Here is a 24,660-nt window from a genome sequence, read left to right on the forward strand (position 1 = left end):
AAAAGCAGTATTCTACGCGAATGGCCAAGAACAAATTAAACAAAAACTGGTTACACGACCATATTAACGATCCCTATGTCAAACTCGCGCAAAAAGAGGGCTACCGCGCCCGTGCCGCCTACAAACTGAAAGAAATCGACGAGGCTGAAAAACTCATCAAGTCGGGCAATGTTGTTGTCGACCTTGGCTGCACGCCAGGCAGCTGGGCCCAGTACACACGGCGCAAGCTGGCCGGCAAGGACGGCGGCGGCATTCACGGCACCATCATCGGTCTGGATATTTTGCCAATGGATCCGGTCGCCGATGTTCAATATATCCAGGGCGACTTCCGCGAAGAAGAGGTGCTGACGCAGCTCGACGTCGTGCTGGCCGATCGCAAAGTCGACGTGGTGCTGTCGGACATGGCGCCGAACCTGTCGGGTATCGGCCACGCCGACGCGGCCCGCATGGAACATCTGATCGATCTGGCGATCGAATTCTCGCAGGCGCATCTGAAACCGGGCGGCGCGCTGCTGGTGAAGTGTTTCAAGGACATGGGTTTTACACAGATCCTGGAGAAATTCCGCCTCGAGTTTACGACCGTGAAGCAAATCAAACCGAAGGCCAGCCGCGATAAATCGTCCGAGATTTTCCTGCTGGGCAGGGGTCTGAAAAATCCGAGTGCGTAATTGGCGTGTGGTGACAGATCGCCCCTTGAAATTCAGCCGCGCGGCCACCACATCTGCCGCGTGATCCCTTGTATTGCGACTGCGTTTCGGGCAGTTGGCGATGTCGGGAATGAATAAGACAGTCATTCGATGGTATTTCGACACTACGGCTGGAGTTGCGTGGCAGCGTTGGCCTATTGCGGGTAAAATCAGAATACTGAAATCGGTAGAGATGCGTACGCATCGGAGGAGTGCTCGTGAATAATATGTTTTCCAAATCCGCCATCTGGGTGGTCGTCGCGCTGCTGTTGTTCATGCTGTTCAAGCAGTTTGACACCCACAGCGTCGCTGGCGGCAGCAAGACCATCGCTTATTCCGAGTTGCTCGATGAAGTGAAGTCGCGCCGCATCAAGGAAGTCCTGATCGAGGGCACCAACATCACCGCCACGCGCGCTGATGACACCAAGGTGCGCGCGACCGCCACTGGTCTCGACCGTGGCCTGATCGGTGACCTGCGCGAGTACGGCGTTCGCTTCGATGTCAAGCCGCCAGAAGAGCCTTCGTTCCTGCAACAGGTCTTCATCTCGTGGTTCCCGATGCTTCTGCTCATCGGCGTGTGGGTGTTCTTCATGCGTCAGATGCAGGGTGGCGGCAAGGGCGGCGCGTTCTCCTTCGGCAAGTCGAAGGCACGCATGCTCGACGAAACCAACAACACCGTGACGTTCTCGGACGTCGCCGGTTGCGATGAAGCGAAAGAAGAAGTCTCCGAGATCGTCGACTTCCTGCGCGATCCAACCAAGTTCCAGAAGCTGGGCGGTCGTATCCCGCGCGGCGTGCTGATGGTCGGTCCTCCAGGTACCGGTAAAACGCTGCTGGCCCGCGCCATCGCCGGCGAAGCCAAAGTGCCGTTCTTCTCGATCTCGGGTTCCGACTTCGTCGAGATGTTCGTCGGCGTCGGTGCAAGCCGTGTGCGCGACATGTTCGAGAACGCCAAGAAGCATTCGCCGTGCATCATCTTCATCGACGAGATCGACGCGGTCGGTCGTCACCGTGGCGCCGGCATGGGCGGCGGCAACGACGAACGTGAACAAACGCTGAACCAGTTGCTGGTCGAGATGGATGGCTTTGAAGCGCAATCGGGCGTGATCGTCATCGCTGCGACCAACCGCGCCGACGTGCTGGACAAAGCACTGCTGCGTCCGGGCCGTTTCGACCGCCAGGTGATGGTGGGCCTGCCGGACATCCGTGGCCGCGAACAGATCCTGAACGTGCACATGCGCAAAGTGCCAATTGGCACCGACGTCAAGTCCGACATCCTGGCACGTGGTACGCCTGGTTTCTCGGGCGCCGATCTGGCCAATCTGGTTAATGAAGCGGCGCTGTTCGCAGCCCGCCGCAGCAAGCGCCTGGTCGAGATGATCGATTTCGAAGATGCGAAAGACAAGATCTTCATGGGTCCGGAGCGCAAGTCGATGGTCATCCGCGAGGAAGAGCGCCGCAACACGGCCTACCACGAGTCGGGCCACGCGGTGATTGCCAAGCTGTTGCCGAAGGCCGATCCGGTGCACAAGGTCACGATCATGCCGCGTGGTTATGCGCTCGGTCTGACCTGGCAGCTGCCTGAGCACGATGCACTGTCGGGCTATAAAGACAAGATGCTTGAAGAAATTTCGATCCTGTTCGGTGGCCGTATTGCCGAAGAGATCTTTGTCGGTCAGATGTCCACCGGCGCGTCGAATGACTTCTCGCGTGCCACCAAGCTGGCGCGCTCGATGGTGACCCGCTTCGGCATGTCCGACAGCATGGGCGTCATGGTCTACGAAGACAGCGAAAACGAAGGTTTCTTCGGCGGCGCTACCAAGACCATTTCGGAAGCGACCCAGCAAAAGGTCGATGCCGAGATCCGCGCGATCCTCGATACGCAGTACGCCCTGGCGCGTCGCCTGCTGGAAGAGAATCGCGACAAGGTCGAGATGATGACGAAGGCGCTGCTCGACTGGGAAACCATCGATGCCGACCAGATCAACGACATCATGGCGGGCCAGGAACCACGCAAGCCGACGACGGTGCTGACCAAGCGCACGCCGCCAGGCGACAGCGGCCCTGGTGGTGTGGCGCCAAACGCCACCGCACCAGCCTGACGCTCGCGCTACCCCACGAAGGCACCCGCAAGGGTGCCTTTTTTCATGATGGCGTTCGCTTGTTGGTTTGACTTACTGAGCAGCCTGCAGCGCCCGTACTACTGACACCATGAACAAGACACTGCAATGCGGCCAGTTCAGCTTCGCGCTCGATGGCGCCGCGTCCCTCGAGCCCGTCGTGATGGGCATTCTGAACATCACGCCGGATTCGTTTTCCGACGGCGGCCGCTATCAGGGCCTGGAATTCGCGCTGACGCACGCCGAGGCGATGATCCGCGATGGCGCCAGGATGATCGACATCGGCGGCGAGTCGACCCGCCCTGGCTCCCCTGGCGTGCCTCTCGATGAAGAACTGCGCCGCGTGATGCCGACCCTGTACGCGCTGCGCACGCTGGACGTCGCGCTGTCGGTCGATACGACCAAACCTGAAGTGATGCGCGAGGCGCTGATTGCCGGCGCCGACATGATCAACGACGTCAACGGCTTTCGTACGCCGGGCGCGCTGGAGGCGGTGCAGGACAGCGACTGCGGTCTGTGCGTGATGCACATGCAAGCCACGCCAGCCACGATGCAGCAGGCGCCCCGGTATGATGACGTCGTGGGTGACGTGATTGCGTTCCTTAAAGCAAGGATTGACGCGATGACGGCGGCCGGCATCGAGCGCAGCCGCATCTGCGTCGACCCGGGCTTTGGCTTCGGCAAGACGGTCGAGCACAACTACGCGTTGCTGCGCGGCCTGGGCCGCATCCGCGACGAGCTTGGCTTGCCGGTGCTTGCCGGCATGTCACGCAAGTCGATGATCGGCGCCGTCACCGGGCGTCCGGTCGAGCAGCGCACCGCCGGTAGTGTCGGCGCGGCATTGGCTGCGGTAGCGCAGGGCGCTAGAATCGTGCGTGTGCATGATGTTGCGGAGACGGTCGATGCGCTGAAGGTATGGCACGCGGCCATGCATCCATAAAAATTCGTTTCAATAAGAGAAAAGAGAACTAGATGGCACGGAAATATTTCGGCACCGATGGCATTCGTGGCCTCGTGGGCGCAGCACCAATCACTCCTGATTTCGTCATGCGCCTCGGTTATGCCGCCGGCACCGTGCTGGCAAAGGGTAAAAAATCAAGCAGCGGCCGCCCTGTCGTCCTGATCGGCAAAGACACCCGCATCTCGGGCTATATGCTCGAGGCAGCGCTGGAGTCCGGCTTCTCGGCGGCCGGCGTTGACGTGATGCTGGCCGGCCCGATGCCGACCCCGGCCATCGCTTACCTGACGCGCGCACTGCGCCTGCAGGCCGGCGTCGTGATCTCGGCGTCGCACAACCCGTTCCAGGACAATGGCATCAAGTTCTTCTCTGGACATGGCACGAAGCTGCCGGACTCGGTGGAGCTGGAAATCGAAGACGCGATCGACCAGCCGATGGGCTGCGTGTCGTCGGACAAACTTGGCCGCGTATCGCGCCTGCGCGACGCTCAAGGCCGCTACATCGAGTTCTGCAAGAGCACGTTCCCGAACGAGCTCGACCTGCGCGGCCTGAAGATCGTCGTCGACAGCGCCCACGGCGCCGCCTACAACATCGCTCCGCACGTATTTCATGAACTGGGCGCCGAAGTCATTTCCATCGGTGCCCAGCCGGACGGTTTCAACATCAACGCCGGCTTTGGCGCCACCGCGCCACAGGCGCTGTCGGAAGCCGTCGTCGCCAACAAGGCCGACCTGGGCATCGCGCTCGATGGCGACGCCGACCGCCTGATCATGGTCGACGCCACCGGCCGCGTCTATAACGGCGACGAGCTGCTGTACGTGATGGTGCGCGACCGCATGAGCACCGGCCCCGTGGCCGGCGCCGTGGGCACCCTGATGACGAATATGGCGCTCGAAGTGGCGTTCAAGGAAATGGGCATCGGCTTTGCCCGCGCCAAAGTGGGCGACCGCTACGTGCTCGAAGTCATGAGGGAGCGGGGCTGGCTGTTCGGCGGAGAGGGTTCGGGCCATCTGCTGGCACTGGACAAGCACACCACCGGCGACGGCATCGTCTCGGCCCTGCAGGTGCTGTCCGCACTGGTGCGCGGCAACAAGTCACTGGCCGAATGCTGCAACGAGCTCACCTTGTTCCCGCAAACCCTGATCAACAAGAAAGTCGCGCCGGGCTTCGACTGGACGGCCGATGCGGCGATGGTCGCCGAGAAGGAAGCAGTCGAGCGCGAGCTGGGCGACAACGGTCGCGTGCTGATCCGCGCATCGGGCACCGAGCCGTTGATCCGCGTGATGGTCGAGGCGAAAGAGGCGGAACTTGCCGACAGCCTGGCACGCCGCATCGCGGCCAAGTTGTCGGCATAAATAGTGCGAGCGGTGCGCTGGAATTGAACCCACAAGGGCTGGCGCTTCGCGAATGATTGGCATATAATGTTGCCCACGGCGGAGTGTAGCGCAGCCCGGTAGCGCACCTGGTTTGGGACCAGGGGGTCCAAGGTTCGAATCCTTGTACTCCGACCAGCAAGATTCATCAGAACAGGCCGTCATCGACGGCCTGTTTTGTTTTCCGGTCTCATCGTTTTGCACCGCCCTTAGCTCAGTCGGATAGAGCAACAGCCTTCTAAGCTGTGGGTCGGGGGTTCGATTCCCTCAGGGCGGGCCAGATTTTCCTCATTATTCCAAAGCGTTAATCAGTCGCCATTGCTGGCTTTATCGCCGTGGGCGCCGCATTGACCGCCAGCCAGCTAGCCAGCCAGCAGGCCTTACTCCCGCATAGAACCCAACGCAGTAATTATTCAGCAGTGTTGAGCCGAAGACTTCGCGTTATTCATACGCCTATAGCATGCTTAACGCAACAGTGAGCATTCAGCCTGCTCGCCGCCTCGTCCAAGCTGCTCGTTTTCCCTTAGCCAGTAGGCCGGAGAGTGACGTCGAACTCTACATGACACTGAATGTCGCAAACTGCATCAGACCAATGACGATTTTCAACCGTGCGTTCAAGTCAGCATTTCGCCAGAACGACGTGAATACAACGCAGGATCACAAACCAGACTCAGTTACATAGGTGCGCCTGTGTGAATGGTAGCGCGACAGCTTGCGCTGGCGCTGTGCACATACCAAAATTTTCATCTGAGCCTGTCATCAACTATCTCGGTACTGGCCGACGAGCCAAGCATTATGGTTGGGGGAGAACTAATTATCAAAGAGCTGCGGACTCTTTAACACCGGCTGCGGCATCAGGTAACAAATTGTCTCGTCCCACGCCATTGCGCTAGCATGTACGAAGTGCCAAGTGCTAGTAAAAAGACGACTGCTAAGTACGCAGGTCCTATGAGGTAAGGATTCTCTACGATCTGCTGCAGCCAGCGTACGTGCTCTACGAAATAATAATGAGATGCATATACGCCCAGAATCAGGGGGCCAATAGCAGAAAGCGCCTTCACACGCAAGTAGCGTGTATTGGAAAGTGCAATCATGCTCATCCCCAATCCAAAAAAGTATGTTCCACCGATATAGTCGTGCAAGAGGGGAGTGCCCCATTGCCGGTGAATCCATGTCGTTTCAAAAAGTTGCAATGCAAATCCACCGGTAGCTAGCCCTATTCCGATCGGAAGTAGGGGAAGACGTTGGCCGTAGCGATGAATCGCGTAGCCGCTGGAAAACATTATCAGGCTGAAAAACGGACCATTTCTGAAGTTGAAGTTGGATGTGAATCCGTACGGCGTATCGGAATACGCACTCCCAGCCAAGCCCACAGCGAAGAGTAAAATCGCCAATACGAATAATGTGAGCTCGCGACCTTTTGATAGCAACGCGCCGCTTATCAGTGCTGCAATTGCAAGCGCTGGCAGAAACCAGAGATGATTTTTAGTGCCTTCCAGAACCGCACTGAGAAATCGAATTGAATCGAATGGATAGACAACGCTTAGCATATTTGCGAGCAAGCTGTCTAATCCTTCTTGTCTTATTACATATAAGGAAGGGCCGATTGCGTAAATGAATGACCAGAAGGAAAATATAATAAGCACACGCTTACTAACCGCCACTGAACGTGGCCAGTAGTCAGCGGCGGCGAACGAGCGGGAAGCCCAAAGGTATCCAGATATTACAAAGAAAAATGGAACGGCAAAACGCGCGAGCTGGTCGGCTATTGTTGCGACGTCCAAACTAGTGACATTGACCTTGGAGTACCATGGCGTGTGAATTTGGATCACTGCAAGCATTGCAAGCACTCGCATTGCGTCAATGCTGTCGATCCGACCATGCTTGAATCGCATGTATATTTCCAGAAAAATGTTAGTAAAGGTACATGAAAATGAAGTGTATAGGACACATTTATCGTGGATCCGTAGTCCTGTATTCTTGGCGCAACGTTGTCAGGGAAGTACGCCGATTTGGCGTCCATGGTTAAGAGGAAAAATCAGACTGCTGGTAAGGGAAGAAAGAAGACTTCCTGATGGGACTGCATTGCTGTAGAAATAGCGTGGTTTCGTCGCTGGGCTGAGACGCACACTTCCACCCGGATTAGTCGTCGATTGTGCTTTTCTCAGAACTCCTGCTGCAAACAGTGCTTGTGGATAAGCCAATGATCCAGAGGGAGTTGGACCTTCGAAATTGAACTGTCGCGCGATTTCAGCAGCAAGTCTTAATAGAGTCGACGACTTCCCATGTGGAATCAGGGAATAAATCATGCTCACCGAGACCTACGAGGTACTGTCTAGACTTCAGCAAAAATGGTTGGTGATTCCGACTTTACAGCTACGGTTGCGCGTTCGATTTTCTGAGCCCACGCTAATTTCCCAAACTTCTTCCCCCATCACGTCACAATGAACTCATACCCAGCCTGCAGCGAACCGACAACCTGCGCCTGATTTTCCGCGCTTTCACTAAATTGCACGACCAGATCTGCCTTGGTAATCGCATTGCGTTCCAGCGCGCCGAGCCAGTACGAGAAGCCGGCGGCGTCCGGCGCCCGGTCCAGCACGTTTGCGTAGAGCGCTGTAACGAGGGCGGCGTCCGTGGGCGCGGCGCCGTATTGGCTCTTGAATTCGGGCGAGTTGACGAATGCCTGCGCCACTGACCTCAACGACTGGCCCTGGCCCATTTGCCCGATCCAGTACCCCAGACCACCCGCGTCGGGCGTACGATCAAATGCAGCCTGGTACAGGCGGTAAGCCTCGGCAGGAAAGCCCTGCGTTTCATACGAGATGAAGGCGCCATCGTCGAACGACAGGCGCTCGACGCTGCGCAGGATATCGGTGCCGTCGTAGCCGACCAGGTCAGTCACGGTAATCGCGCCATCGCGCAGGCTGACGGTGTATTCGTTGCGCCGGCCTTCCAGCACGAAGGTATCGATGCCGGCGCCGCCATCGACGATGTCATTCGTGCGCGTGCCGTACAAGGTGTCGTGCGCGTCCGTGCCGATGATCCGGGTGGTTGCGGGCAAGCGGCTCTCGTACACGTTCACGCTGGCATAGGTATCGTAATAATCCTGATCCCATGAGGCATTGATGTAGTACCAGCCGGTATAGGCCGCGGTGAACGCTGCATAATCGTAGCCGTAGGCGCCACTGCCGTCATCGGCAGCAATCGCATTGCCGGCGTCGTCGTAGATGCGCAGCTGGAAGGGATCGTGGTAGCTGCCGCTTTGCACCGTGTAACCCATGCCGGCGGTGGCGTGGAACACGAAGATATCGTCCTCGCCCGCATACGGATCGGTCGTGCTGTAGCGGGCGGTGCGGCCGTAGAACTGGCCGAGTTCGGCGTCCCGCACGGGGTCGAGGTCGAGGCGCCAGGCCCAGTTCATTTCCGACCGGGTCAGGTCATCCAGAAAATCCAGCGTGGGGTAGGCGGACATGGCAGGCCTCGGGCATTGGGATGTCCGATTATAGGCTGGGCCATATCCGCCAATCCGCCGACATGGTTACGCTTTGTAAGCGCGCTGCGGTGCGGTCATCATGCCGCGGCCGGGAACGGCTCGGTGCCGTCACCCCAGGCCGCCAGCGCGCGGCGCAGCAGGCGACGCTCGCGGTGATCGATCATCTGGTCGGCCCGCACGATCTTGAGCATGCCCTTGAGCACCAGCGCGCGCAGCGCCGGATCCTGCACTTCGTCCAGCAGCGCGTCGATCGTCGCCGGTTCGATGTCGACCATGCCGGCAGCATGGTTCGTGCTGTGGGTCAGCAGATCCTGGGTCAGCTCGCCGGCGGCATCGTCAAACGTGTCTTCGCTCACGCCCAGCACCTCGAGTACGCCGCTGCGGTGCAGCGTCTTGAGCTCCTGGGGCGCCAGGCGGCCGTCGGCGATCATCGCCAGGGCCAGCAGGCGGCTCATGGCCTTGGGACTGTCGGTTGGGTAATTTCTCATTGCTTCCTCGCTTCATGTGAACTGAGTCACCAATATACGGTTGCGCAATGCTAAAGTAAAATCGAATAATCTTTAGCAATTCTCAATATTTTTGGTGGTAACGGCGAATGAATTACAAGCACCTGCAGTACTTTCATGCAGTCGCCACGGCCGGCAGCGTCGTGCGCGCGGCCGAGCAGTTGCACGTCTCGGCGCAAGCGATCAGCACGCAATTGCAGCTCCTGGAAGACCAGTTTGGCGAGGAACTTCTACGCAAGAAGGGGCGCGGGCTGGTACTGACCGAAGCCGGCAAGACCGTGCTGCGTTATACGGACCAGATATTCAGTCTCGGTAATGAACTGGAGCAGGCAGTGCGGCGTGGCCTGTTCACCGAGACCGAGACACTGCGGGTAGGCCTTTGCGACGTGATCGCCAAAACGATGGCCTTCCGGCTGCTGCAGCCGGCCCGTGATGCCGGGCTCGCCATGCACCTGGTTTGTCGGGAAGGGCGTTTTGGCGACCTGATGGAAGACCTCAGCGCACATCGACTCGACCTGTTGATCTCGGACCAGGGTTTGCCGCCTGGCGGCGCCGTGCGCGGCCACAGTCATCTGCTCGGTTCAAGCACCGTGACGGTCGTGGCGCACCCCGACGTGTGCCAGCGCTGGGCCGGCGATTTTCCGCAGCGTCTGAAAGGTGCGCCGTTCCTGATGCCGGGCCAGGGTGCGGCCCTGCACAGCCAGCTGATGGCGTGGCTCGAGGCGCAGGGCTTGCGCCCGATCGTCGTTGGCGAATTCGATGACGGGGCGCTGCTGGGCGCATTTGCCGGCGCGGGTGCAGGCTTCATGGCGGCACCGACCGTGCTCGCGGACTCGCTATGCGAACAATACTGGCTGGCGCCGGTGGGGGTGATCGACGCCATTGTCGAGCAGGTCTATGCCGTGACGGTCGAGCGCCGGGTACACCATCCGGCGCTGCGGCGGATACTGGAACGGGCGCCGCAGGTGTTCGCGTGACAGCCGGCGGCGCGTGTCAGATGCGGTCGCTTTCCTTGCGCACGACGCGGCCGATCACGATGCACTCATCGCCCTGACATAGCTTGCGGTGGTAGGTGCGCTGGTCCGGGTTGTCGGAAGTAAGCCACCACTGGGCTGCCTCGCGCGCCAGTCGCTTGACGACGGCTTCGCCCTCAACATTGAACGCGAACACGGCGCCGGCAACTGGCTTGGTGTCGAGCGTGTTGATGACGACGATGTCGCCAGCGTACAGCGATGGTTCCATGCTTTCGCCCTTGACATAGATCGCGATCAGATGCGACGGACTGTACTGGTTGCGTTCCAGCCAGGTGCGGCGCATGCCGAGTGTGCCGCCGTCGCGGGCTTCTGGCTCGGCCCGGTACCCGGTGATGCCCGCTGACAGGCGCAGCTTGACCATCGGAATGGGCACGAAGGCATCGTCATCGCCTTCGGCAACCACGCGCAGTGCGTTGGGTAACCCGGTTAGTCCAGGCAGGCCGGGCAGGGCGCCGCTGTTATTTGCCGGGCCACCACCCAGCGGCGCCAGGATCTCGGCCGGAAGGCGGCAGCCGGTGACGCGGGAGATCGCCAGCAACTGTTTCAGGTTGGGGCTGTGCTTTTCATTTTCCCAGTGCGAGATATTGGCCTTGGTATGGCCCCGGTCGGTACCGAGTTCGAGCGCGAGACGGGCGCCCAGTGCCGTGCCCGACAAGCCGGCGGCGGTGCGCGCTTCTTTCACCCAGTTAGCAATCATTGTTTGTAGGTCCATATGCGTATGGTAAAGGAAATCTATACATTGAAGTATAGCTTTTCTTTACTGCTGTGGTATAGTTTTCCTATACTTTCATCCATCGCATTGATGTGGCGCAGGGTAGGCGTGGGCTTGCCGGTGCAGGTACCGCCGCAAGCACAGGGGAGACACGATGATCATTGAAACATTGCAGCGTCTGATGGACGCGAACCTGGCCGGACTGTCCACCGACTTGACGCTGACAGATATCGGCGCGCTGATCGGCATGTTCAGCGCCTTGCTGAGCACCATCGGCAACCTGTTGTATACATGGCGCAAGGATCGGCGCGAACAGCGCGACAGCGATGCGGCATGGGCCCGGCGCCAGAAGGAACCTTGAGTATCATGCTGGTTGGCGGTCGTGGCCCGGTCCGGCGACCAGTCCGGCGCGGTAGAATAGCCATCCGCAAGCATATCGATCCCGGAGCAGTTCGCACATGGTTTTTCTCACCGTCCCCTACGCCGAAAAGGACGCCGCCAAGGCGCTCGGCGCCCGCTGGAATCCCACCCGCCGCCGCTGGTATGTGGCCGATGGCGTCGCCACCGAGCCGTTTGCCAAGTGGATCGATGCTGCTTCTGCATCTGCATCCACCTCGGCATCTGCCTCAGCCGGCGGTGCAGCCAGGCCTGGCGCCAAGGCGGGTTCCGGTCGCGTGGACAGCTACCAAGGGAAGACGGTGGTTGGCGTGAATTACGTGGCGCTTGACCACGATTGCAATCCACTTGAAGAATGCCCGAGCTGCATGCAGACACTGGAAGGCACGCCATGGTGGCAGGCACGCACCAGCCTGGCAGCACTGGTTGGCGGCATGCCGGGCACGTCCAATATTCGAACGCCCGGCAAGGCGGCGTGATCGCCATACGGCCGCGTTAACGCTAAGATGCAAGCCTGACAATACCTCCCAACGACGCTATGCATCCTGCGACCGCCAGCACGCGCCGCGCCGGCCACGCCCGCAGCAACCGGCGCCTGGTCGGTGGCATTGCCATTTCGTTGCTGCTGCATGCCTTGCTGTTGTCGCTGCAGTTCGGCGTGCCGGGCAGCGATGCCGGCGGTGGCGGACCGCTCAGCGTTGTGCTCGCGCCAGCGGCCTTGCCTGTGCCGGCGCCAACCGTCGCTGCTTTGCCGACGCCAACAGTCCCAACACCTGTCCAGCCACCGCCTGCGCTGCCCGTCGCCGCTGTCCCGCCAGCGCCGGCGCCTGCGCGTGGTTTGCGTCTGGTCGATTTGCCACCCCTACCGCCGCCACCCCCGGTTGCGCAGATTGCAGCGGCGCCGAAGCCACGTGCGCGTCGGCCGGCGCCAGTTGTGCCCAAGCGTGTTTTGCGCGACTTGGCAACGCCCGTGATTGCCATTGAAGCGAACCCGGAGTCCGAGTTTGCGGTCGCGGTGCCATTGCCCGAGGTTGACGCCGGTTCGCCGCCAACGGTTGTTGAGCAGGTCGACTCACCCGAGGAAGTGGCGGTGAGCGACATGCCAGTCACCCCGGAACCTGTCGTGGATGCCGAGGCGGAGCGCGCAGAGCGTGAGCAAGCGCTGCAGCAGGAGCTTGCCTTGCAGCGAGAGCAGGAGCAGGCGCGGCTGGCACAGGCACAGGCAGAGTCACAACGCAACGCCGCCGAGGCAAGCAGGCTCGCCGAGCAGCAGCAACAGCAAGTGCAGCAGCAGCAGCAGCAGGCGCTGCGCGACCAGGAAGCGCTGGTGCAGCGCGAACAACAGGCCGCCGCGGCGCGTGATCTGGCTGCGCAGCGTGCGGCGCAGGAAGCGGCAACGCAGGAAGCCCTGGCGCAGGCGCAGTTACAAGCACGCCAGCGCGCCGAAGATGCCGCGCGGCGCGTGGTGCAGGAAGCGGCCGAGCGCCAGCGCACCGAGGAACTGGCACAGCGCAAGCTGGCCGAGGAACAGGCGCGCCTACAAGCCGCCGAACGCCAGCGCGCCGAGGACCTGGCGCAGCGCAGGCTCGCCGAGGACCGCGCACGTCAGCAAGCGGTCGAGCAGGCGCGTGTGGACGCCGAGCGGCTGGCACGGGGCGCTGCCGAAGAAGCCGCCCGTCAGGCAGCGCAGCGCTTGCAGGCGCAGGCTTCCGGACCGGCTGCGGGGGCAGGCGCAGGACCAGCCGCTGGCGGCGCTGCCGCCGCGCGCACGGACGGCATTGGCGCTGGCGTCGGCGTGGGCAGCGGGGCGGGCATGCAACCCGGGCCGGGCGCCATGGCTGGCCTGCCAGGCAATCGCGCACGCGAGTTGCTGCGTGGGGTGACGATCCCGAATGTGGACGCCTCCGGCTTGCCGCGCGACCGGCCGGCCGGCAATCGCCGCGTGGTGGCCGACGGCGGCGAGCGCGATGCACCGCTGCGCTTGTACGTTGACAGCGTGCGCCAGAAACTCGAGCGCAACGCGGTGCTCGGCGGCGCGCGCCTGTCGCTGCGCGACGTACGCATCGATCCCCTGGTGAGCGTCTCGCTGCGCAGTGACGGCAGCATCGACGAGATCACGATCGTGCGTTCGAGCGGCCGCGCCGACATGGACGATGCCGTGCGCCGCTTCGTGCGCCTGAACGCGCGCTACGCTGCGTTTCCGCCGAATGTCGCCGCGAACTTCGATGTGATCGAGATCCGCCGTATCTGGCGCTTTGCCGAGGGGCTCAAGCTCGTCGAAGAGATGCGCTGACGCCATCTGGTCGATCGCCATGGCGTCACTCCTGCAGCTCGGCCGATTCCACCACCCGCGCTTGCAGCGGCCCTGTCGCGTGCAGCAGACACTGGACGACATGACGGACATTTGCCGCCCCCAGGTGTGGGCCGATCGGCAAGCTCAACAGGGACGATGCCATCGCGTCAGCGATGGGGCATGACGCATCGGCTCCCAGCTGAGTGTAGGCAGGTCGCCGGTGGATCGGCACCGGGTAGTGCACGGCAGTCGGGACGCCGGCATGCTCCAGAATGGCGCGCACCTGCTCGCGCTGCTCGACCAGCACGGCATATCCCGCACAGGCGCTGGTACGGTCGGACCGGCAGCCAATGACAGGCAAATGCGGCTGCAGCATCTCGTCGTATGCAGCCGCGATGCGGCGGCGCTGCCTGATGTCCCAATCGAACCGTTCCAGCCTGGCCAGCACGATCGCGCATTGGAGCGTCTCCATGCACGCGTCGTGGCCAAAACGGTGATGCGCATGGCGCCGCGCCTGACTGTGCATGCGGATGTCGCGCATCGCGCTGGCGAGCACATCGTCGTTGGTGAACAGGGCGCCGCCATCGCCATAGCAACCGAGAGGGTTGGTCGGGAAAAAGCTCGTGCAGCCGATCGTGGACAGATTGCCACTCTGGCGCCCGCGGTAGGTCGCGCCGAAACTCTGTGCGCCGTCTTCGATCACGGCCAGCCCGTTGCGGGCGGCGATGCCGTTGATGGCGTCCATGTCGGGCGGCTGGCCGTACAGCGAGACCGGGATGATCGCGCGCGTGGCCGGTGTGATCGTGCCTTCGATCAGCTGCGGATCGAGCGTGCACGTGGCGCTTTCGATGTCGGCGAACACGGGCCTGGCGCCGACCAGCACGATCGCCTTGGCTGCTGCACTGGCGGCAAACGGCGTGGTGATGACGTCGTCACCTGGCCCGACGCCAGTGGCCATCAGGGCGATCGCCAGTGCCGTGGTGCCAGACGACGCGGTGATGCAATGACGCGCGCCCGTGTAATCGGCCAGACGCTGCTCCAGTTCGGCGACTTCAGGTCCCATGTTGCGCTGGCCATGGTCGAAAACAGCCTGGATGCGGCTGTTGATCAGGCTTCGCGCCGTCTCGTCCTGCGATCGCGGGTCGATGGATTGCATGCGCTGTCCCTGGCCTCAAGCCTGCACGACGTTGGGCGAGCGGTTTGGGAACACACCGCGCGTATCCACGATCAGGCTGGCGTTCTGGCGCACGAGTTCATAGTCGAAGGCGCTGTGGCCAGTGGCCAGCAACACCACGTCATACGAGGCGAGCGAGGTCGGTGTAAGTTCGACGCTGGACAGGTCGAAGTGGTGCTCGCGCATGCGCGGGAATACCGGCACATGGGGGTCGGAATACTCAACCACGGCGCCACGCGCGCGCAGCAATTCCATCAGTGCCACCGAGGGTGACTCGCGCATGTCTTCGACGTCTTTCTTGTAGGCGATACCCAGCACCAGGATGCGGCTGCCCATGAGGGCGCGGCTGCGGCTGTTCAGCGCGTCGGCCACCTTGGCGATCACCCAGGCCGGCATGTCGCTGTTGATCTCGCCGGCCAGTTCGATGAAACGGGTGTGCAGTCCGAACTGGCGGGCCTTCCAGGTGAGATAGAACGGGTCGATCGGGATGCAGTGCCCGCCCAGGCCCGGGCCGGGATAATAGGCGGTGAAGCCGAACGGCTTGGTGGCGGCGGCCCGGATGACTTCGTGGATGTCGATGTCCATGCGGTCGGCGATGATTTTCATCTCGTTGACCAGCCCGATATTGACGGCGCGGTGAATGTTTTCGAGCAGCTTGGTCAGCTCGGCTGCGCGGGTCGAGCTGACCGGGACAACGGTGTCGATCGCCTGCCGGTACAGGGCCAGGCCGGCTTCCAGGCAAGCGTCGGTGGAGCCGCCGCAAATCTTGGGGATGGTCCGGGTGTGGTAGTCGGGGTTGCCGGGGTCTTCGCGTTCGGGCGAGAACACGAGGAACACATCGTGGCCGACGCGCAGGCCGCGCGCTTCCAGGCGCGGCCGGAGTTCTTCTTCGGTGGTGCCGGGATAGGTGGTGCTTTCAAGTGACAGCAACTGTCCGGGGCGCATATGGGGCAGCAGCGACTCGACCGTGCCAATCACGTACGACAAATCGGGTTCGCGGTAGGCGGTGAGCGGCGTGGGGACGCAGATGATCAGCGCATCGGCTTCGACCACGCGCGAAAAGTCGCTGCTGGCAACCAGCCCGGCGGCGCGCGCCGCAGCGATCGTCGGTCCCTTGATATGGGCGATATAGCTCTCGCCCCGGTTGAGCTGGTCGACCTTGGCGGCATCGATGTCGATCCCCAGTACGTGAAAGCCTTCGGCCGCATAGCGCAGCGCGAGTGGCAGCCCGACGTAGCCAAGGCCAATGATGCCAATTACGGCGTGGCGCTCACGCAGCCGGGTCAGCAGCTGCTCCAGATGAACTGATTGGATATCGTCTCGCATGGGTTCCTCGACAGTGACAGTGGCAGATACGGGTAAGAATAAAACCGGCAATTTCTTGGGCCGATGGTGCAGCAGCGTGTTATTGCACCTGTTCTGCCTGAATCAACGCCGGCATGACAGAATTTGAATCAACTGACTAATGGTGGGGGAGAATCCGAATAAAGAAATGCGAAAATAAATAACCCTACCGAAAGAAAAAAAGATTGAATTCGACACCATGTCTTCCGCGAAAGGCCACCAGGCAGTACGGCATATCGAGAAGCCATGGCAATCACTTCGTTGCTTGAAAAATCATGTGCTGCACTCTAAGAAATTGATTCAAGAAACCATCAAAAGAATGCGCGCTGATTACTCCGACATACGGATCGAATTAACATGAATTTGATTGCCGGTTATTTGCGAGTTGATTATCCGATCCTGGCTGCATGGCGGGATTGAGGTCACTCAACAGCGCTCAGGGATAGTAGCGATCGAGCGTGGTTAAAACGGTTTGGGGGAAGTAGAAATAGAATTAGGGAATTAAATTTCTAATTCCCTATATCTTGAATGAAGATTCAAGTGGAGGAGGGTAACGTTCCCGGCTCGGCAAGCCGGGAACGCAAAGCAATGTATTACGCGCCCGGCCGGCCCGGCCGCGGCTGCGGCGCCATTGGCGGCACCGTGATCGTCTCGTTCAGGCGCAGGAACTTGAAGCCGGCCAGCATCTGGCCCGGCTTGCCGGCGCGCGCGTTGTCCGCTTCGCGTCCCGCCACCCGCGCCATGTACGACGCGAACGTTTCTTCGCGCACCTTCGGCGCCGACGAATGCAGGAAGTGCCGCTCGCCGTTTGGCCCCAGCACCACCAGGCCCACGTGCGAGGCCCAGTACTCGCCGTTACGGGTCGAGATCACGTTGACGAAGTCGCCTTCCTGCAACTGGTCGAGGATGGCGCCCACGCCGTCTTTCGGCACGTAGGTCTGGCGGCTCGTTTCGACGGGGATGTCGCGCACCGTGTTGTGGCGCGTACGCAGGAAGTGCGCGCGGTCGACGCGCATGTCGTAGCCGGGGCCATTCGGGCCGGCCAGGTCGGCGCTGATGTCCGTGACCAGCCAGCGGTTGGCCACGTTCCAGTCCAGCTCGGTGTAATGGTTGCGCGTGGCCACGCCGATCACGCCGTCGCGGTAGCGGATCCGCTGCAGCATCCAGAAGAACTCTTCCCACGATTGCGACAGCGCCATCGCATACGTGTGTTCAGCAAAGACGACGCAATCGCTTTGTTCGAGACTGTACATCGGCAAGCTGTCGTGGATCTCGAACGGGAACTCGCCCAGCAGGTTCAGCGAATACGGCTGGCCGATGTTCTGGCGGCCGATCGCGGCGATGCGCTTGCGCAGGTCGGGCTGCGCGCTCTGCATGTGCGGAATGTACTGGCCGGTCTCGAACGGCGTCATCTTGTAGATCGGCTTGTCCAGCAGGGCCGCCAGCGGCGTGGGTGGCGGTGGCGCACCTGGAATCGGCGGCGTGGCGGCAGGAGGGCTGGCGCAGCCGGTCAGGACGGCGCTGGCAAGAAGCAGGCAGGCAAGGCGCATGGAGGTCATCTCGGTAGAAGGGAAAGTGTCACGCTAATCCGGCGTGTGCGTTGGGGATAATGAATTCTGCGCATCTACCCATAACCTGAGCGACCCGGCGGAAACATGCATTCCTCCCAGTTATACGAAAGCGAACACAAGTGATTATTCATGATGGCAATCCATCATCAATACTCGGCACAAGCATTTAAAAATTTGCCTTACTTTACCAAGAATCGCACCCTTCCCAGGAGAGAGATGATGTTCAAGCAGAAGCCGCTTGCCGCGGCCGTATCGATGGCCGTCTGGAGCCTTGCCACGTTGCCAGTGCTGGCGCAGGCGCAAGCGCAGGACCAGGAGACCCCAGCCGCAGTGCCGATGCAGACCGTGGAAGTGACGGGCATTCGCGCCTCGCTGGCCCGGTCGCTGGCGGTCAAGCGCGATGCGTCGGCCAACGTCGAGGTCATCACGGCTGAAGACGTCGGCAAGATGCCTGACAAAAACCTGGCCGATTCGCTGCAGCGCCTGGCCGGCGTGGCCGTGCGCACCGACTATGACGAGGCCGAAAAGGTCTCGATGCGCGGCACCAACCCGGACATGTCGCTGATCATCTTCAATGGCCACGCCGTCAGCAGCGCCGACTGGTACGTGGCCGACCAGGGCTCGAGCTCGCGCTCGACCAGCCTGTCCCTGATGCCATCGCACGTGCTGCAGCAGGCGGTCGTCTACAAGACCTCCCAGGCCAATATCGTCGATGGCGGCCTGGCCGGCACCATCAATGTCTCCACGCGCAAGCCCTTGTCGGCCAAGGAGAACCTGTCGGGTGTGATCAGCGTCGGCGCCAGCTATGCCGATCTGCCAGGCCGCTACGCGCCGGACATGAACGGCTCGGTCAACTGGAAGAACGAGGCCGGCACCTTCGGCGTTCTGGCGGCGCTGTTTGCCGAAAAGCGCTACGTGCGGCGCGATTCGGTCTCGCGGTTCGCTTACGGCACCAACAGCGGCTGGGACGTGATCAACACCAGCACCATGAAAGGCATCACCGATGCGTCGCTCGCCGGCACCGGTTACACGGCAGCAGACCTGAACGGCGTGCGCCTGCCGGGCTCGATGAGCTCGGAGTTCGTCGAATCCGTGCGCGACCGCAAGGGCGGCATGCTGTCGCTGCAATTCAAGCCGAACCGCGATCTCGACGTGACGCTCACGGGCTTTCACTCATCGATGGACGCCGACAACCACGGCCGCCTGACGTCGAGCGCCATCTACTCGATGCTGCTCGGGAAGAACGCGCCGCTGGGCAGCACCGTGGCCACCGCCGCCAACACCAGTTCGAACGGACAGCAGGTGTTCGCGCAGATCCGCAATCCGGTCATCGTCAACGAAACCACCGTGTATGGCAACCAGCTCAAGGTACTGAAGGCCGCCGACATCGTGTTCCCCGACGGGACCACGCCGCAGTATGTCGGCAACTCGGAAGGCTTCTACCGCGATGGCGCCAAGGCGGAGAGCTCGTTCCTCGACCTGGACGCCAAGTACCGTGTCAACGACGACCTCACGATCAAGACGCTGCTCTCGAGCACGCGCGGCGTGGGCACGACCGAACTCGATCAGGGCCTGACGCTGGCCCGCTACGGCACCGGCATCTCGTACGCGCTCGGCGGCCTGCATGACGCGCCGTTCGTCCAGTATCAGAACGCCGGCGGCAACCAGCCCGGCCTGAACGCCGACGGCAGCGGCTACACCATCGTCGACCGCGCCGCCTCGGGCGTGCGCACCGTCGACAAGGAATGGAGCGCACAGTTCGACGCCGAATACCGCGTCGACCGCGGCATCTTCCAGTCGCTGGAAAGCGGCGTGCGCTTCTCGGATCACAAGCGTACCAGCGCGCGCCGTGGCCCGGCCTTCCGCAACGGCATCACGCTCAACCCGGTCACGGGCCGCGTCACGTCGAATACGCCGACGCCAACCACCGGCTGGCAAGCATTCCCGGGTGACTTCGGCGATGGCCTGGATGGCCCGACCGGCTGGGACAACACCGGTTTCACCTACACGCCGGAAGCGATCAAGGAGTACATCGCGGCCAACACCAAGGTCACGAGCGACGCGTTCGAACGCCGCGTGAATTCCGAGATCGACATGCAGGAACGCCAGAGCGCGGCCTACCTGATGGCCAATCTGGAACGTGATCGCTGGTCGGGTAACGTCGGCGTGCGCTTCTCGCGCACTGAAGTAAAAGCCAATATCGCCACGCCGATTCCCGCTGGCGCCTGCCAGCGCGTCGCGCCGGGCCAGTCGCCCGTGACCTGCGCCGCCTATCCGGGCGCGATCACCGATGCCGGCGACGCCACCGCGTTCTTCGATGGCACGCCGTTCAATCCACTGGCCGGTATTCTGTATTACAAGACGCCGACCAAGCGCACCTTCGACAACTGGCTGCCAAGCCTGAACGTGCGCTACGACATGGGCAACGACATGCTGGCGCGCTTTGGCGCGAGCCGCACGATCGGGCGTCAGAACTACAACCTGCTGGGCAGCGGCTTCGGCACGCCCGGTTGCGATGCCAATGGCTGCCGCGTGACGGGCCCGAATCCCGACCTCGAACCGCAAACGGCCGACAACGTCGACCTGTCGTGGTCGTGGTACTTCGCACCGCGCTCGATCATCGCGCTGAGCGTGTTCCATTCGTCGATCGACGGCTATCCGAAAACGGGCGCCGTGGGCAGCACCACGATCGACCTGCAGGACCCGCGCGACCAGACCGTCAAGTCCTTCTTCGTCAACACCGCCTCGCAGCAGGGCGCGAAGATCAATGGCATCGAGCTGCAGTACGAGCAGCCGTTCGGCCAGACCAACTTCGGCTTCACGTCGAACGTCAGCCGCGCCAAGACGAAGGTCGACGATGGCCGGCCGATGGTGGGCGCGTCCGAATGGACCGGCAACCTGGGTCTGTACTACGAAGACCGCAAGCTGTCGGCACGCCTGGTCGCAAACTACCGCGGCGAGTACGTCAACAGCACGACCGCGCCGGCGCCAACGGCCAACAGCCAGGGCCTGACCGTAATCAACGGCGTGGCGATGCCGACCGCGCCGACCTACGCCGATGCAGTGACAACGCTGGCGCTGTCGGCCAACTACTACTTCACCGACAACCTGGAGCTCGCGTTCAGCGCGACCAACCTGACCAACGCCAAACGCGCGCAATATCGCTACAGCGAAGAAGAGCAGCAAAAGCTCGACGTCAGCGGTCGCCAGTATTATCTGAACCTGCGCTACAAGTTCTGATCGCGGCATGCGGCGAAAGAGGAGGGGGCTGCGGCCCCCTTTTTGCATGCGTCTGTCGAGCTCATCCGTATTGACGCCCAAAGTGTGCGGCATCTAACGGTGAAAGTTGGGTGCAGCCATTAAGATGCTCCTGTCTGAGTGAGGAACGCGCGAAGTAATTCGCAGCCATCCGACACCTCAACAGGTTAGCCGGTCGCCTCGAGGATCGGCACCAATTTCATGACCGGTGCGGGCCTTGTGCCTGCACCGGGCAGCAAGGAAGCGGAGGTTGCCATGTACGATGTCAAGCATCCAGCCAAGCACCTGGTGCGCGAATATCTCGCGCGCCGCTCGCGCGATCCGAAGCCGCCACCGGCGCCAGAAGAAATCCGGCGCCAGCTTGGCTGGGCGACGTTGATCCCGGCGGCGCTCAAGATCGCCCCGACCCGCAACTAGCCTTCGCACACGTTTTCGCGTCGACGTCCTGTCAAGGACGCGGCGCATAGTTCAACCAAGGAGACCGTTATGACCAAGAGAATCGGAAGCAAGCACATCGCCCAACATCGCGGCAAGGCAGAACGCATCGAGATCAAGCGTACCAATATTGCACGTGAAGCCGTACGCCAGGCTGAAGCACGCGCCAAGTACCGCAACGTGCCAAAGGGCCTGATCAAGCGCCAGGAAGCCGCCAGCGCTGCCTGATGGCACCTGCGCTGCACACTGAACCCGCCATCACGGCGGGTTTTTTTTCGCCCGTATGTTGATCAAGGGCGCTCATTCGCCATTCGCCGGTATGGATTCGCCATTCGCCGAAAACCACTTCCGCCAGCGTGCCGACCCTTGCTATCGTGATCCCTATTCGATCACAAGGAGGTCCGCACCATGCAATCCGAAGAATCCTATCGCTGGCGCAAGCAAATCGTCTGGGGCTTGCTGCTCATCGTCGTCGGCGCCGTTGTGCTGCTCGATCGCCTGTACTACATCAACGCCGAAGACTATTGGCACTACGCGCCGCTGCTGCTCGTTGCCGTGGGCATCAGCCAGACCATCGGCTACCCGAGCCCCAAGGAATTCGGCAATGGCTTGTGGACGGTGTTTGCCGGCCTGTGGTTGTTTGCGGTGCTCGAGAATGCATTCGGCCTGACGTTCCGTAACAGCTGGCCGCTGTTCATCCTGATGTGGGGCATTAAGCTGGTGCTCGACCCGTTCATCGCCCGTCGTTTTCTCAATAACCAGAAGGTGGGCCGCCATGAAAAATGATCGCTTGCCCAGGGGCGTGACGGGCCAGGTCGTACTTGGCGTGCTCGTCATCGGCATGGGCCTATTGTTCCTGCTCGATAACCTCGGCCTGGTTGACATGCACCGCGCGGTCTCGTTCTGGCCGATGCTGTTCGTGATCGTCGGCACAGTCAAGTTGTGCGACACGCGCAGCCAGGGTGGCACGCTGCTCGGCGCTGCGCTGGTTGGCGTGGGCATCCTGATGATGCTGGACCGGCTCGATATCATCAACTTCAGTGTGCGCACCATGTGGCCGCTGATCCTGATTGGCCTGGGCGGTTTCCTGGTTGCCAAGGCGCTGCGCAACCGCGGCGTGCCGGGCAGCGGCGCCGGCAGCCTGGGCGCCGGGATGCTCGATGATACGGGCAGCGGCGAGACCGTCGACATCACGGCAATCCTGGGCGGCTACGAGCGCCGCGTGGCCACACAGGATTTTCGTGGCGGTGAAATCACGGCGGTCATGGGCGGGTGCGAACTCGATATGCGCGGTGCTTCGATCCGTGGCGAGGCGGTGATCAATGTGTTCGCGTTCTGGGGCGGCGTGACCATCAAGTGTCCGCCCGACTGGACCGTGATCCTGCTCGGTACGCCGATCCTGGGCGGCTTCGAAGAAAAGACCGCCGTACCACCCGATGGCAGCAAACGCCTCGTCATTCGCGGCTACGCGATCATGGGCGGTGTGGAAATCCGCAACTGATGGGCCGGATGTTCTGGGCCGGGCGCAGCGCCGCGCTGTATCTGGCGGCCTGGCTGATGCTGGGGCTGATGCTCGCGGGCCTGCTGAACGCGGCCATCGGCGCTGGGATCGTGGCCAGCCTGCTATTCGCGCTGCCGCTGATGCTGGTGTATGCGAGCGTGTGCGGCTATTCGAGCTACTACCTGTGCCGCGCCTACCCGCTGGCAACCAAGTCGCTGCGCTCGGTGCTGGTCGTGTTCTTTGTCACGGCCGCCAGCGCTGCCTTGCTGTGGTGTGCAGCAGCGGTGGCGTGGGCGGCATTGTGGCGCTGGCTGGCGCCGTCGATGGGCGGCGTGCTGCTCTCGCCTCCCGTCGCCGCAGTGATGTTCGGCGTCGGCGTGCTGCTGTACGGGATGACGGCCTGCGCGCATTATCTGGCGCTGGAGTTCGAACGCGCGCGCCGGCTGGAAACACGCGAACTCCAATTGAAGCTGCTCGCGCAGGACGCCGAACTGCGCATGCTGCGCACGCAGATCGACCCGCACTTTTTATTCAACAGCCTCAATTCGATCAGCGCGCTCACCAGCATCAATGCCGACGCCGCGCGCGACATGACCTTGCAACTGGCCGGCTTCTTTCGCCATACGCTGGGACTCGAAGCGCACCGCAAGGTTCTGCTGTCTGACGAAGTTGAACTAACGCAGCGATTTCTGGCGATCGAGCAGGTGCGCTTCGGCCCGCGCCTGACGTTCGCGTGCGAGATGGCGGATGACGCGGCGCGCTGTCTGCTGCCACCGATGATCCTGCAGCCGCTGGTCGAGAACGCGGTCAAGCACGGCATCGGCCAGCTGCCACAGGGCGGCGTGGTGCGCGTGCAGGCAGCGCGCGCCGGCTCGCAACTGAAGCTGCGGGTCGAGAACGATGTCGATCCGGACGGCGGGCCAGCCGGCAAGGGCGGTGGCGTCGGCCTGGCAAACGTGCGCCAGCGCCTGCACGCCGTGTATGGCATCGACGCGAGCGTGCATGCGATGCGCGATGGGGCGATTTTTCGGGTGGACCTGATCCTGCCCGCAGACACGGGAGACTGACAGCATGCGGGTTCTGATCGTGGACGATGAACATCTGGCGCGCGCCGTGCTGCGCGAATACCTGACGACGCACGCCGACGTCGAGATCGTCGGCGAATGTGCCAACGGCTTCGAGGCAGTCAAGGCCATTGCGGAGCTCGACCCCGAACTGGTGTTCCTCGATATCCAGATGCCCAAGCTCGACGGCTTCGAGGTGGTCGAGCTGGCCGGCAGCAAGCCGCACTACATCTTTGCCACCGCCTACGACCAGTTTGCGCTGCGCGCGTTCGAGGTGCATGCAATCGACTACCTGCTCAAGCCGTTTTCACGCGCGCGCCTTGGCGAAGCGCTGGCGCAGGCGCGTCTGCGAAACGCCCGGCCGGCGCAGATCGAGGCGGTGGTAAAGGAGGCAGCGGCGCGCCACACGCCGCTCGAGCGCATCCTGATTCGCGACGGCGCCCGCGTACACGTGGTGCCAACAGCGAGCGTGGATTACATCGAGGCACAGGACGATTACGTCGCGGTCTGCGCGGACGGCAGGCAGTACCTCAAGCTTGGCAGCCTGGCCGAACTTGAGGCGCAGCTCGATCCCGCCGTCTTCGTGCGCATCCATCGTTCGCATATCGTCAACCTGGGTGCCATTGCGCGCATCGAACCGGTCAGCAAGGACAATCACTGCGCCGTGCTGAAAAACGGCGTGAAGCTGCCCATCAGCCGCAGCGGCTACCAGCGCATCCGCGAATTGCTGGCATAAGCG

Annotated in this window: 22 protein-coding genes and 2 tRNA genes; 17 read left to right on the plus strand and 7 right to left on the minus strand. The window is 61.9% G+C overall.

The annotated features are described in order from the left end of the window. The first annotated feature begins 20 nt into the window (after positions 1-20). The 6 genes from AC56LW_RS15275 to AC56LW_RS15300 all read left to right on the plus strand — a co-directional run bounded on the left by AC56LW_RS15275 (position 21) and on the right by AC56LW_RS15300 (position 5,417). Positions 21-668: an RlmE family RNA methyltransferase gene (locus tag AC56LW_RS15275; protein ID WP_332530042.1), complete on the plus strand. Its 648-nt coding sequence runs from the start codon at positions 21-23 to the stop codon at positions 666-668. A gap of 236 nt (positions 669-904) precedes the next feature. After that, positions 905-2,788 (plus strand): ATP-dependent zinc metalloprotease FtsH, encoded by a 1,884-nt coding sequence (gene ftsH, locus AC56LW_RS15280; protein ID WP_258837589.1) that lies wholly within the window; start codon positions 905-907, stop codon positions 2,786-2,788. Between the two features lie 109 nt (positions 2,789-2,897). Next, complete coding sequence (folP, locus tag AC56LW_RS15285) at positions 2,898-3,746, plus strand: dihydropteroate synthase (RefSeq protein ID WP_499635682.1); 849 nt, start codon at positions 2,898-2,900, stop codon at positions 3,744-3,746. A 32-nt stretch (positions 3,747-3,778) separates the two neighbouring features. Beyond that, positions 3,779-5,119, plus strand: a complete 1,341-nt coding sequence (gene glmM, locus AC56LW_RS15290; protein ID WP_499635685.1) for a phosphoglucosamine mutase — start codon at positions 3,779-3,781, stop codon at positions 5,117-5,119. A 79-nt stretch (positions 5,120-5,198) separates the two neighbouring features. After that, a tRNA-Pro gene (locus tag AC56LW_RS15295) sits at positions 5,199-5,275 on the plus strand. Positions 5,276-5,340: 65 nt separating this feature from the next. Further along, a tRNA-Arg gene (locus tag AC56LW_RS15300) sits at positions 5,341-5,417 on the plus strand. Between the two features lie 574 nt (positions 5,418-5,991). Here AC56LW_RS15300 and AC56LW_RS15305 read toward each other — a convergent pair. From AC56LW_RS15305 to AC56LW_RS15315, 3 genes are all read right to left on the minus strand, one after another. After that, on the minus strand, positions 5,992-7,032 hold the full coding sequence (locus tag AC56LW_RS15305; protein ID WP_499635688.1) for an acyltransferase: 1,041 nt from the start codon (positions 7,030-7,032) through the stop codon (positions 5,992-5,994). Positions 7,033-7,571: 539 nt separating this feature from the next. Beyond that, on the minus strand, positions 7,572-8,612 hold the full coding sequence (locus AC56LW_RS15310; protein ID WP_499635691.1) for a DUF4214 domain-containing protein: 1,041 nt from the start codon (positions 8,610-8,612) through the stop codon (positions 7,572-7,574). A 98-nt stretch (positions 8,613-8,710) separates the two neighbouring features. Continuing rightward, entirely contained in the window at positions 8,711-9,121 is a 411-nt protein-coding gene (locus AC56LW_RS15315; protein WP_499635693.1) for a tellurite resistance TerB family protein, read from the minus strand. A 107-nt stretch (positions 9,122-9,228) separates the two neighbouring features. Between AC56LW_RS15315 and AC56LW_RS15320 the strand changes: the two genes are divergently transcribed. Beyond that, positions 9,229-10,116, plus strand: coding sequence for a LysR family transcriptional regulator (locus tag AC56LW_RS15320; RefSeq protein ID WP_499635696.1), 888 nt, complete (start codon positions 9,229-9,231; stop codon positions 10,114-10,116). A 16-nt stretch (positions 10,117-10,132) separates the two neighbouring features. Here the strand turns inward: AC56LW_RS15320 and AC56LW_RS15325 are convergent, their stop codons facing one another. After that, on the minus strand, positions 10,133-10,870 hold the full coding sequence (locus tag AC56LW_RS15325) for a S24 family peptidase (RefSeq protein WP_332530048.1): 738 nt from the start codon (positions 10,868-10,870) through the stop codon (positions 10,133-10,135). 169 nt (positions 10,871-11,039) lie between these two features. Between AC56LW_RS15325 and AC56LW_RS15330 the strand changes: the two genes are divergently transcribed. The 3 genes from AC56LW_RS15330 to AC56LW_RS15340 all read left to right on the plus strand — a co-directional run bounded on the left by AC56LW_RS15330 (position 11,040) and on the right by AC56LW_RS15340 (position 13,574). Then, entirely contained in the window at positions 11,040-11,246 is a 207-nt protein-coding gene (locus AC56LW_RS15330) for a hypothetical protein (RefSeq protein ID WP_499635699.1), read from the plus strand. A 97-nt stretch (positions 11,247-11,343) separates the two neighbouring features. Beyond that, positions 11,344-11,760, plus strand: a complete 417-nt coding sequence (locus AC56LW_RS15335) for a DUF5710 domain-containing protein (RefSeq protein ID WP_499635702.1) — start codon at positions 11,344-11,346, stop codon at positions 11,758-11,760. A 59-nt stretch (positions 11,761-11,819) separates the two neighbouring features. Further along, a complete protein-coding gene (locus AC56LW_RS15340; protein WP_499635705.1) occupies positions 11,820-13,574 on the plus strand; it encodes an energy transducer TonB in 1,755 nt (584 codons plus the stop codon). Positions 13,575-13,599: 25 nt separating this feature from the next. Here the strand turns inward: AC56LW_RS15340 and AC56LW_RS15345 are convergent, their stop codons facing one another. The 3 genes from AC56LW_RS15345 to AC56LW_RS15355 all read right to left on the minus strand — a co-directional run bounded on the left by AC56LW_RS15345 (position 13,600) and on the right by AC56LW_RS15355 (position 17,642). Beyond that, positions 13,600-14,730 carry a DegT/DnrJ/EryC1/StrS family aminotransferase gene (locus tag AC56LW_RS15345; RefSeq protein ID WP_499635708.1) on the minus strand — a complete coding sequence of 377 codons (1,131 nt, stop codon included), beginning with the start codon at positions 14,728-14,730 and terminating at the stop codon, positions 13,600-13,602. A gap of 15 nt (positions 14,731-14,745) precedes the next feature. Beyond that, a complete protein-coding gene (locus AC56LW_RS15350; RefSeq protein ID WP_499635711.1) occupies positions 14,746-16,074 on the minus strand; it encodes a nucleotide sugar dehydrogenase in 1,329 nt (442 codons plus the stop codon). A 611-nt stretch (positions 16,075-16,685) separates the two neighbouring features. Beyond that, positions 16,686-17,642 carry an N-acetylmuramoyl-L-alanine amidase-like domain-containing protein gene (locus AC56LW_RS15355; RefSeq protein ID WP_332530054.1) on the minus strand — a complete coding sequence of 319 codons (957 nt, stop codon included), beginning with the start codon at positions 17,640-17,642 and terminating at the stop codon, positions 16,686-16,688. Between the two features lie 237 nt (positions 17,643-17,879). On the opposite strand from AC56LW_RS15355, the gene AC56LW_RS15360 reads away from it, so the two are divergent. The 7 genes from AC56LW_RS15360 to AC56LW_RS15390 all read left to right on the plus strand — a co-directional run bounded on the left by AC56LW_RS15360 (position 17,880) and on the right by AC56LW_RS15390 (position 24,657). Further along, the gene (locus AC56LW_RS15360) at positions 17,880-20,903 is read left to right on the plus strand and encodes a TonB-dependent receptor (protein WP_499635714.1); all 3,024 of its coding nucleotides are present in this window, start codon (positions 17,880-17,882) and stop codon (positions 20,901-20,903) included. 273 nt (positions 20,904-21,176) lie between these two features. After that, complete coding sequence (locus AC56LW_RS15365; RefSeq protein ID WP_332530056.1) at positions 21,177-21,338, plus strand: hypothetical protein; 162 nt, start codon at positions 21,177-21,179, stop codon at positions 21,336-21,338. A gap of 69 nt (positions 21,339-21,407) precedes the next feature. Continuing rightward, complete coding sequence (locus tag AC56LW_RS15370; RefSeq protein WP_258837666.1) at positions 21,408-21,584, plus strand: hypothetical protein; 177 nt, start codon at positions 21,408-21,410, stop codon at positions 21,582-21,584. Positions 21,585-21,764: 180 nt separating this feature from the next. Then, positions 21,765-22,142, plus strand: a complete 378-nt coding sequence (locus AC56LW_RS15375) for a LiaI-LiaF-like domain-containing protein (protein ID WP_332530057.1) — start codon at positions 21,765-21,767, stop codon at positions 22,140-22,142. Further along, positions 22,132-22,857 carry a LiaI-LiaF-like domain-containing protein gene (locus tag AC56LW_RS15380; protein ID WP_332530058.1) on the plus strand — a complete coding sequence of 242 codons (726 nt, stop codon included), beginning with the start codon at positions 22,132-22,134 and terminating at the stop codon, positions 22,855-22,857. The genes AC56LW_RS15375 and AC56LW_RS15380 overlap by 11 nt, the downstream gene beginning before the upstream one ends. After that, a complete protein-coding gene (locus AC56LW_RS15385) occupies positions 22,857-23,924 on the plus strand; it encodes a sensor histidine kinase (RefSeq protein ID WP_499635718.1) in 1,068 nt (355 codons plus the stop codon). The genes AC56LW_RS15380 and AC56LW_RS15385 overlap by 1 nt, the downstream gene beginning before the upstream one ends. A gap of 4 nt (positions 23,925-23,928) precedes the next feature. Beyond that, positions 23,929-24,657: a LytR/AlgR family response regulator transcription factor gene (locus tag AC56LW_RS15390; protein WP_332530060.1), complete on the plus strand. Its 729-nt coding sequence runs from the start codon at positions 23,929-23,931 to the stop codon at positions 24,655-24,657. Positions 24,658-24,660 lie beyond the last annotated feature (3 nt).

The organism is Telluria sp. LT2P80 (assembly GCF_059685955.1).

Excerpts from the sequence above, each read along its gene's own strand:
- AC56LW_RS15275 (WP_332530042.1), top strand. The coding sequence starts at position 21 with ATGGCCAAGAACAAATTAAACAAAAACTGGTTACACGACCATATTAAC.
- folP (WP_499635682.1), top strand. The coding sequence starts at position 2,898 with ATGAACAAGACACTGCAATGCGGCCAGTTCAGCTTCGCGCTCGATGGC.
- glmM (WP_499635685.1), top strand. The coding sequence starts at position 3,779 with ATGGCACGGAAATATTTCGGCACCGATGGCATTCGTGGCCTCGTGGGC.
- AC56LW_RS15305 (WP_499635688.1), bottom strand. The coding sequence starts at position 7,032 with ATGCGATTCAAGCATGGTCGGATCGACAGCATTGACGCAATGCGAGTG.
- AC56LW_RS15310 (WP_499635691.1), bottom strand. The coding sequence starts at position 8,612 with ATGTCCGCCTACCCCACGCTGGATTTTCTGGATGACCTGACCCGGTCG.
- AC56LW_RS15315 (WP_499635693.1), bottom strand. The coding sequence starts at position 9,121 with ATGAGAAATTACCCAACCGACAGTCCCAAGGCCATGAGCCGCCTGCTG.
- AC56LW_RS15320 (WP_499635696.1), top strand. The coding sequence starts at position 9,229 with ATGAATTACAAGCACCTGCAGTACTTTCATGCAGTCGCCACGGCCGGC.
- AC56LW_RS15325 (WP_332530048.1), bottom strand. The coding sequence starts at position 10,870 with ATGATTGCTAACTGGGTGAAAGAAGCGCGCACCGCCGCCGGCTTGTCG.
- AC56LW_RS15330 (WP_499635699.1), top strand. The coding sequence starts at position 11,040 with ATGATCATTGAAACATTGCAGCGTCTGATGGACGCGAACCTGGCCGGA.
- AC56LW_RS15335 (WP_499635702.1), top strand. The coding sequence starts at position 11,344 with ATGGTTTTTCTCACCGTCCCCTACGCCGAAAAGGACGCCGCCAAGGCG.
- AC56LW_RS15340 (WP_499635705.1), top strand. The coding sequence starts at position 11,820 with ATGCATCCTGCGACCGCCAGCACGCGCCGCGCCGGCCACGCCCGCAGC.
- AC56LW_RS15345 (WP_499635708.1), bottom strand. The coding sequence starts at position 14,730 with ATGCAATCCATCGACCCGCGATCGCAGGACGAGACGGCGCGAAGCCTG.
- AC56LW_RS15350 (WP_499635711.1), bottom strand. The coding sequence starts at position 16,074 with ATGCGAGACGATATCCAATCAGTTCATCTGGAGCAGCTGCTGACCCGG.
- AC56LW_RS15355 (WP_332530054.1), bottom strand. The coding sequence starts at position 17,642 with ATGCGCCTTGCCTGCCTGCTTCTTGCCAGCGCCGTCCTGACCGGCTGC.
- AC56LW_RS15360 (WP_499635714.1), top strand. The coding sequence starts at position 17,880 with ATGATGTTCAAGCAGAAGCCGCTTGCCGCGGCCGTATCGATGGCCGTC.
- AC56LW_RS15365 (WP_332530056.1), top strand. The coding sequence starts at position 21,177 with ATGTACGATGTCAAGCATCCAGCCAAGCACCTGGTGCGCGAATATCTC.
- AC56LW_RS15370 (WP_258837666.1), top strand. The coding sequence starts at position 21,408 with ATGACCAAGAGAATCGGAAGCAAGCACATCGCCCAACATCGCGGCAAG.
- AC56LW_RS15375 (WP_332530057.1), top strand. The coding sequence starts at position 21,765 with ATGCAATCCGAAGAATCCTATCGCTGGCGCAAGCAAATCGTCTGGGGC.
- AC56LW_RS15380 (WP_332530058.1), top strand. The coding sequence starts at position 22,132 with ATGAAAAATGATCGCTTGCCCAGGGGCGTGACGGGCCAGGTCGTACTT.
- AC56LW_RS15385 (WP_499635718.1), top strand. The coding sequence starts at position 22,857 with ATGGGCCGGATGTTCTGGGCCGGGCGCAGCGCCGCGCTGTATCTGGCG.
- AC56LW_RS15390 (WP_332530060.1), top strand. The coding sequence starts at position 23,929 with ATGCGGGTTCTGATCGTGGACGATGAACATCTGGCGCGCGCCGTGCTG.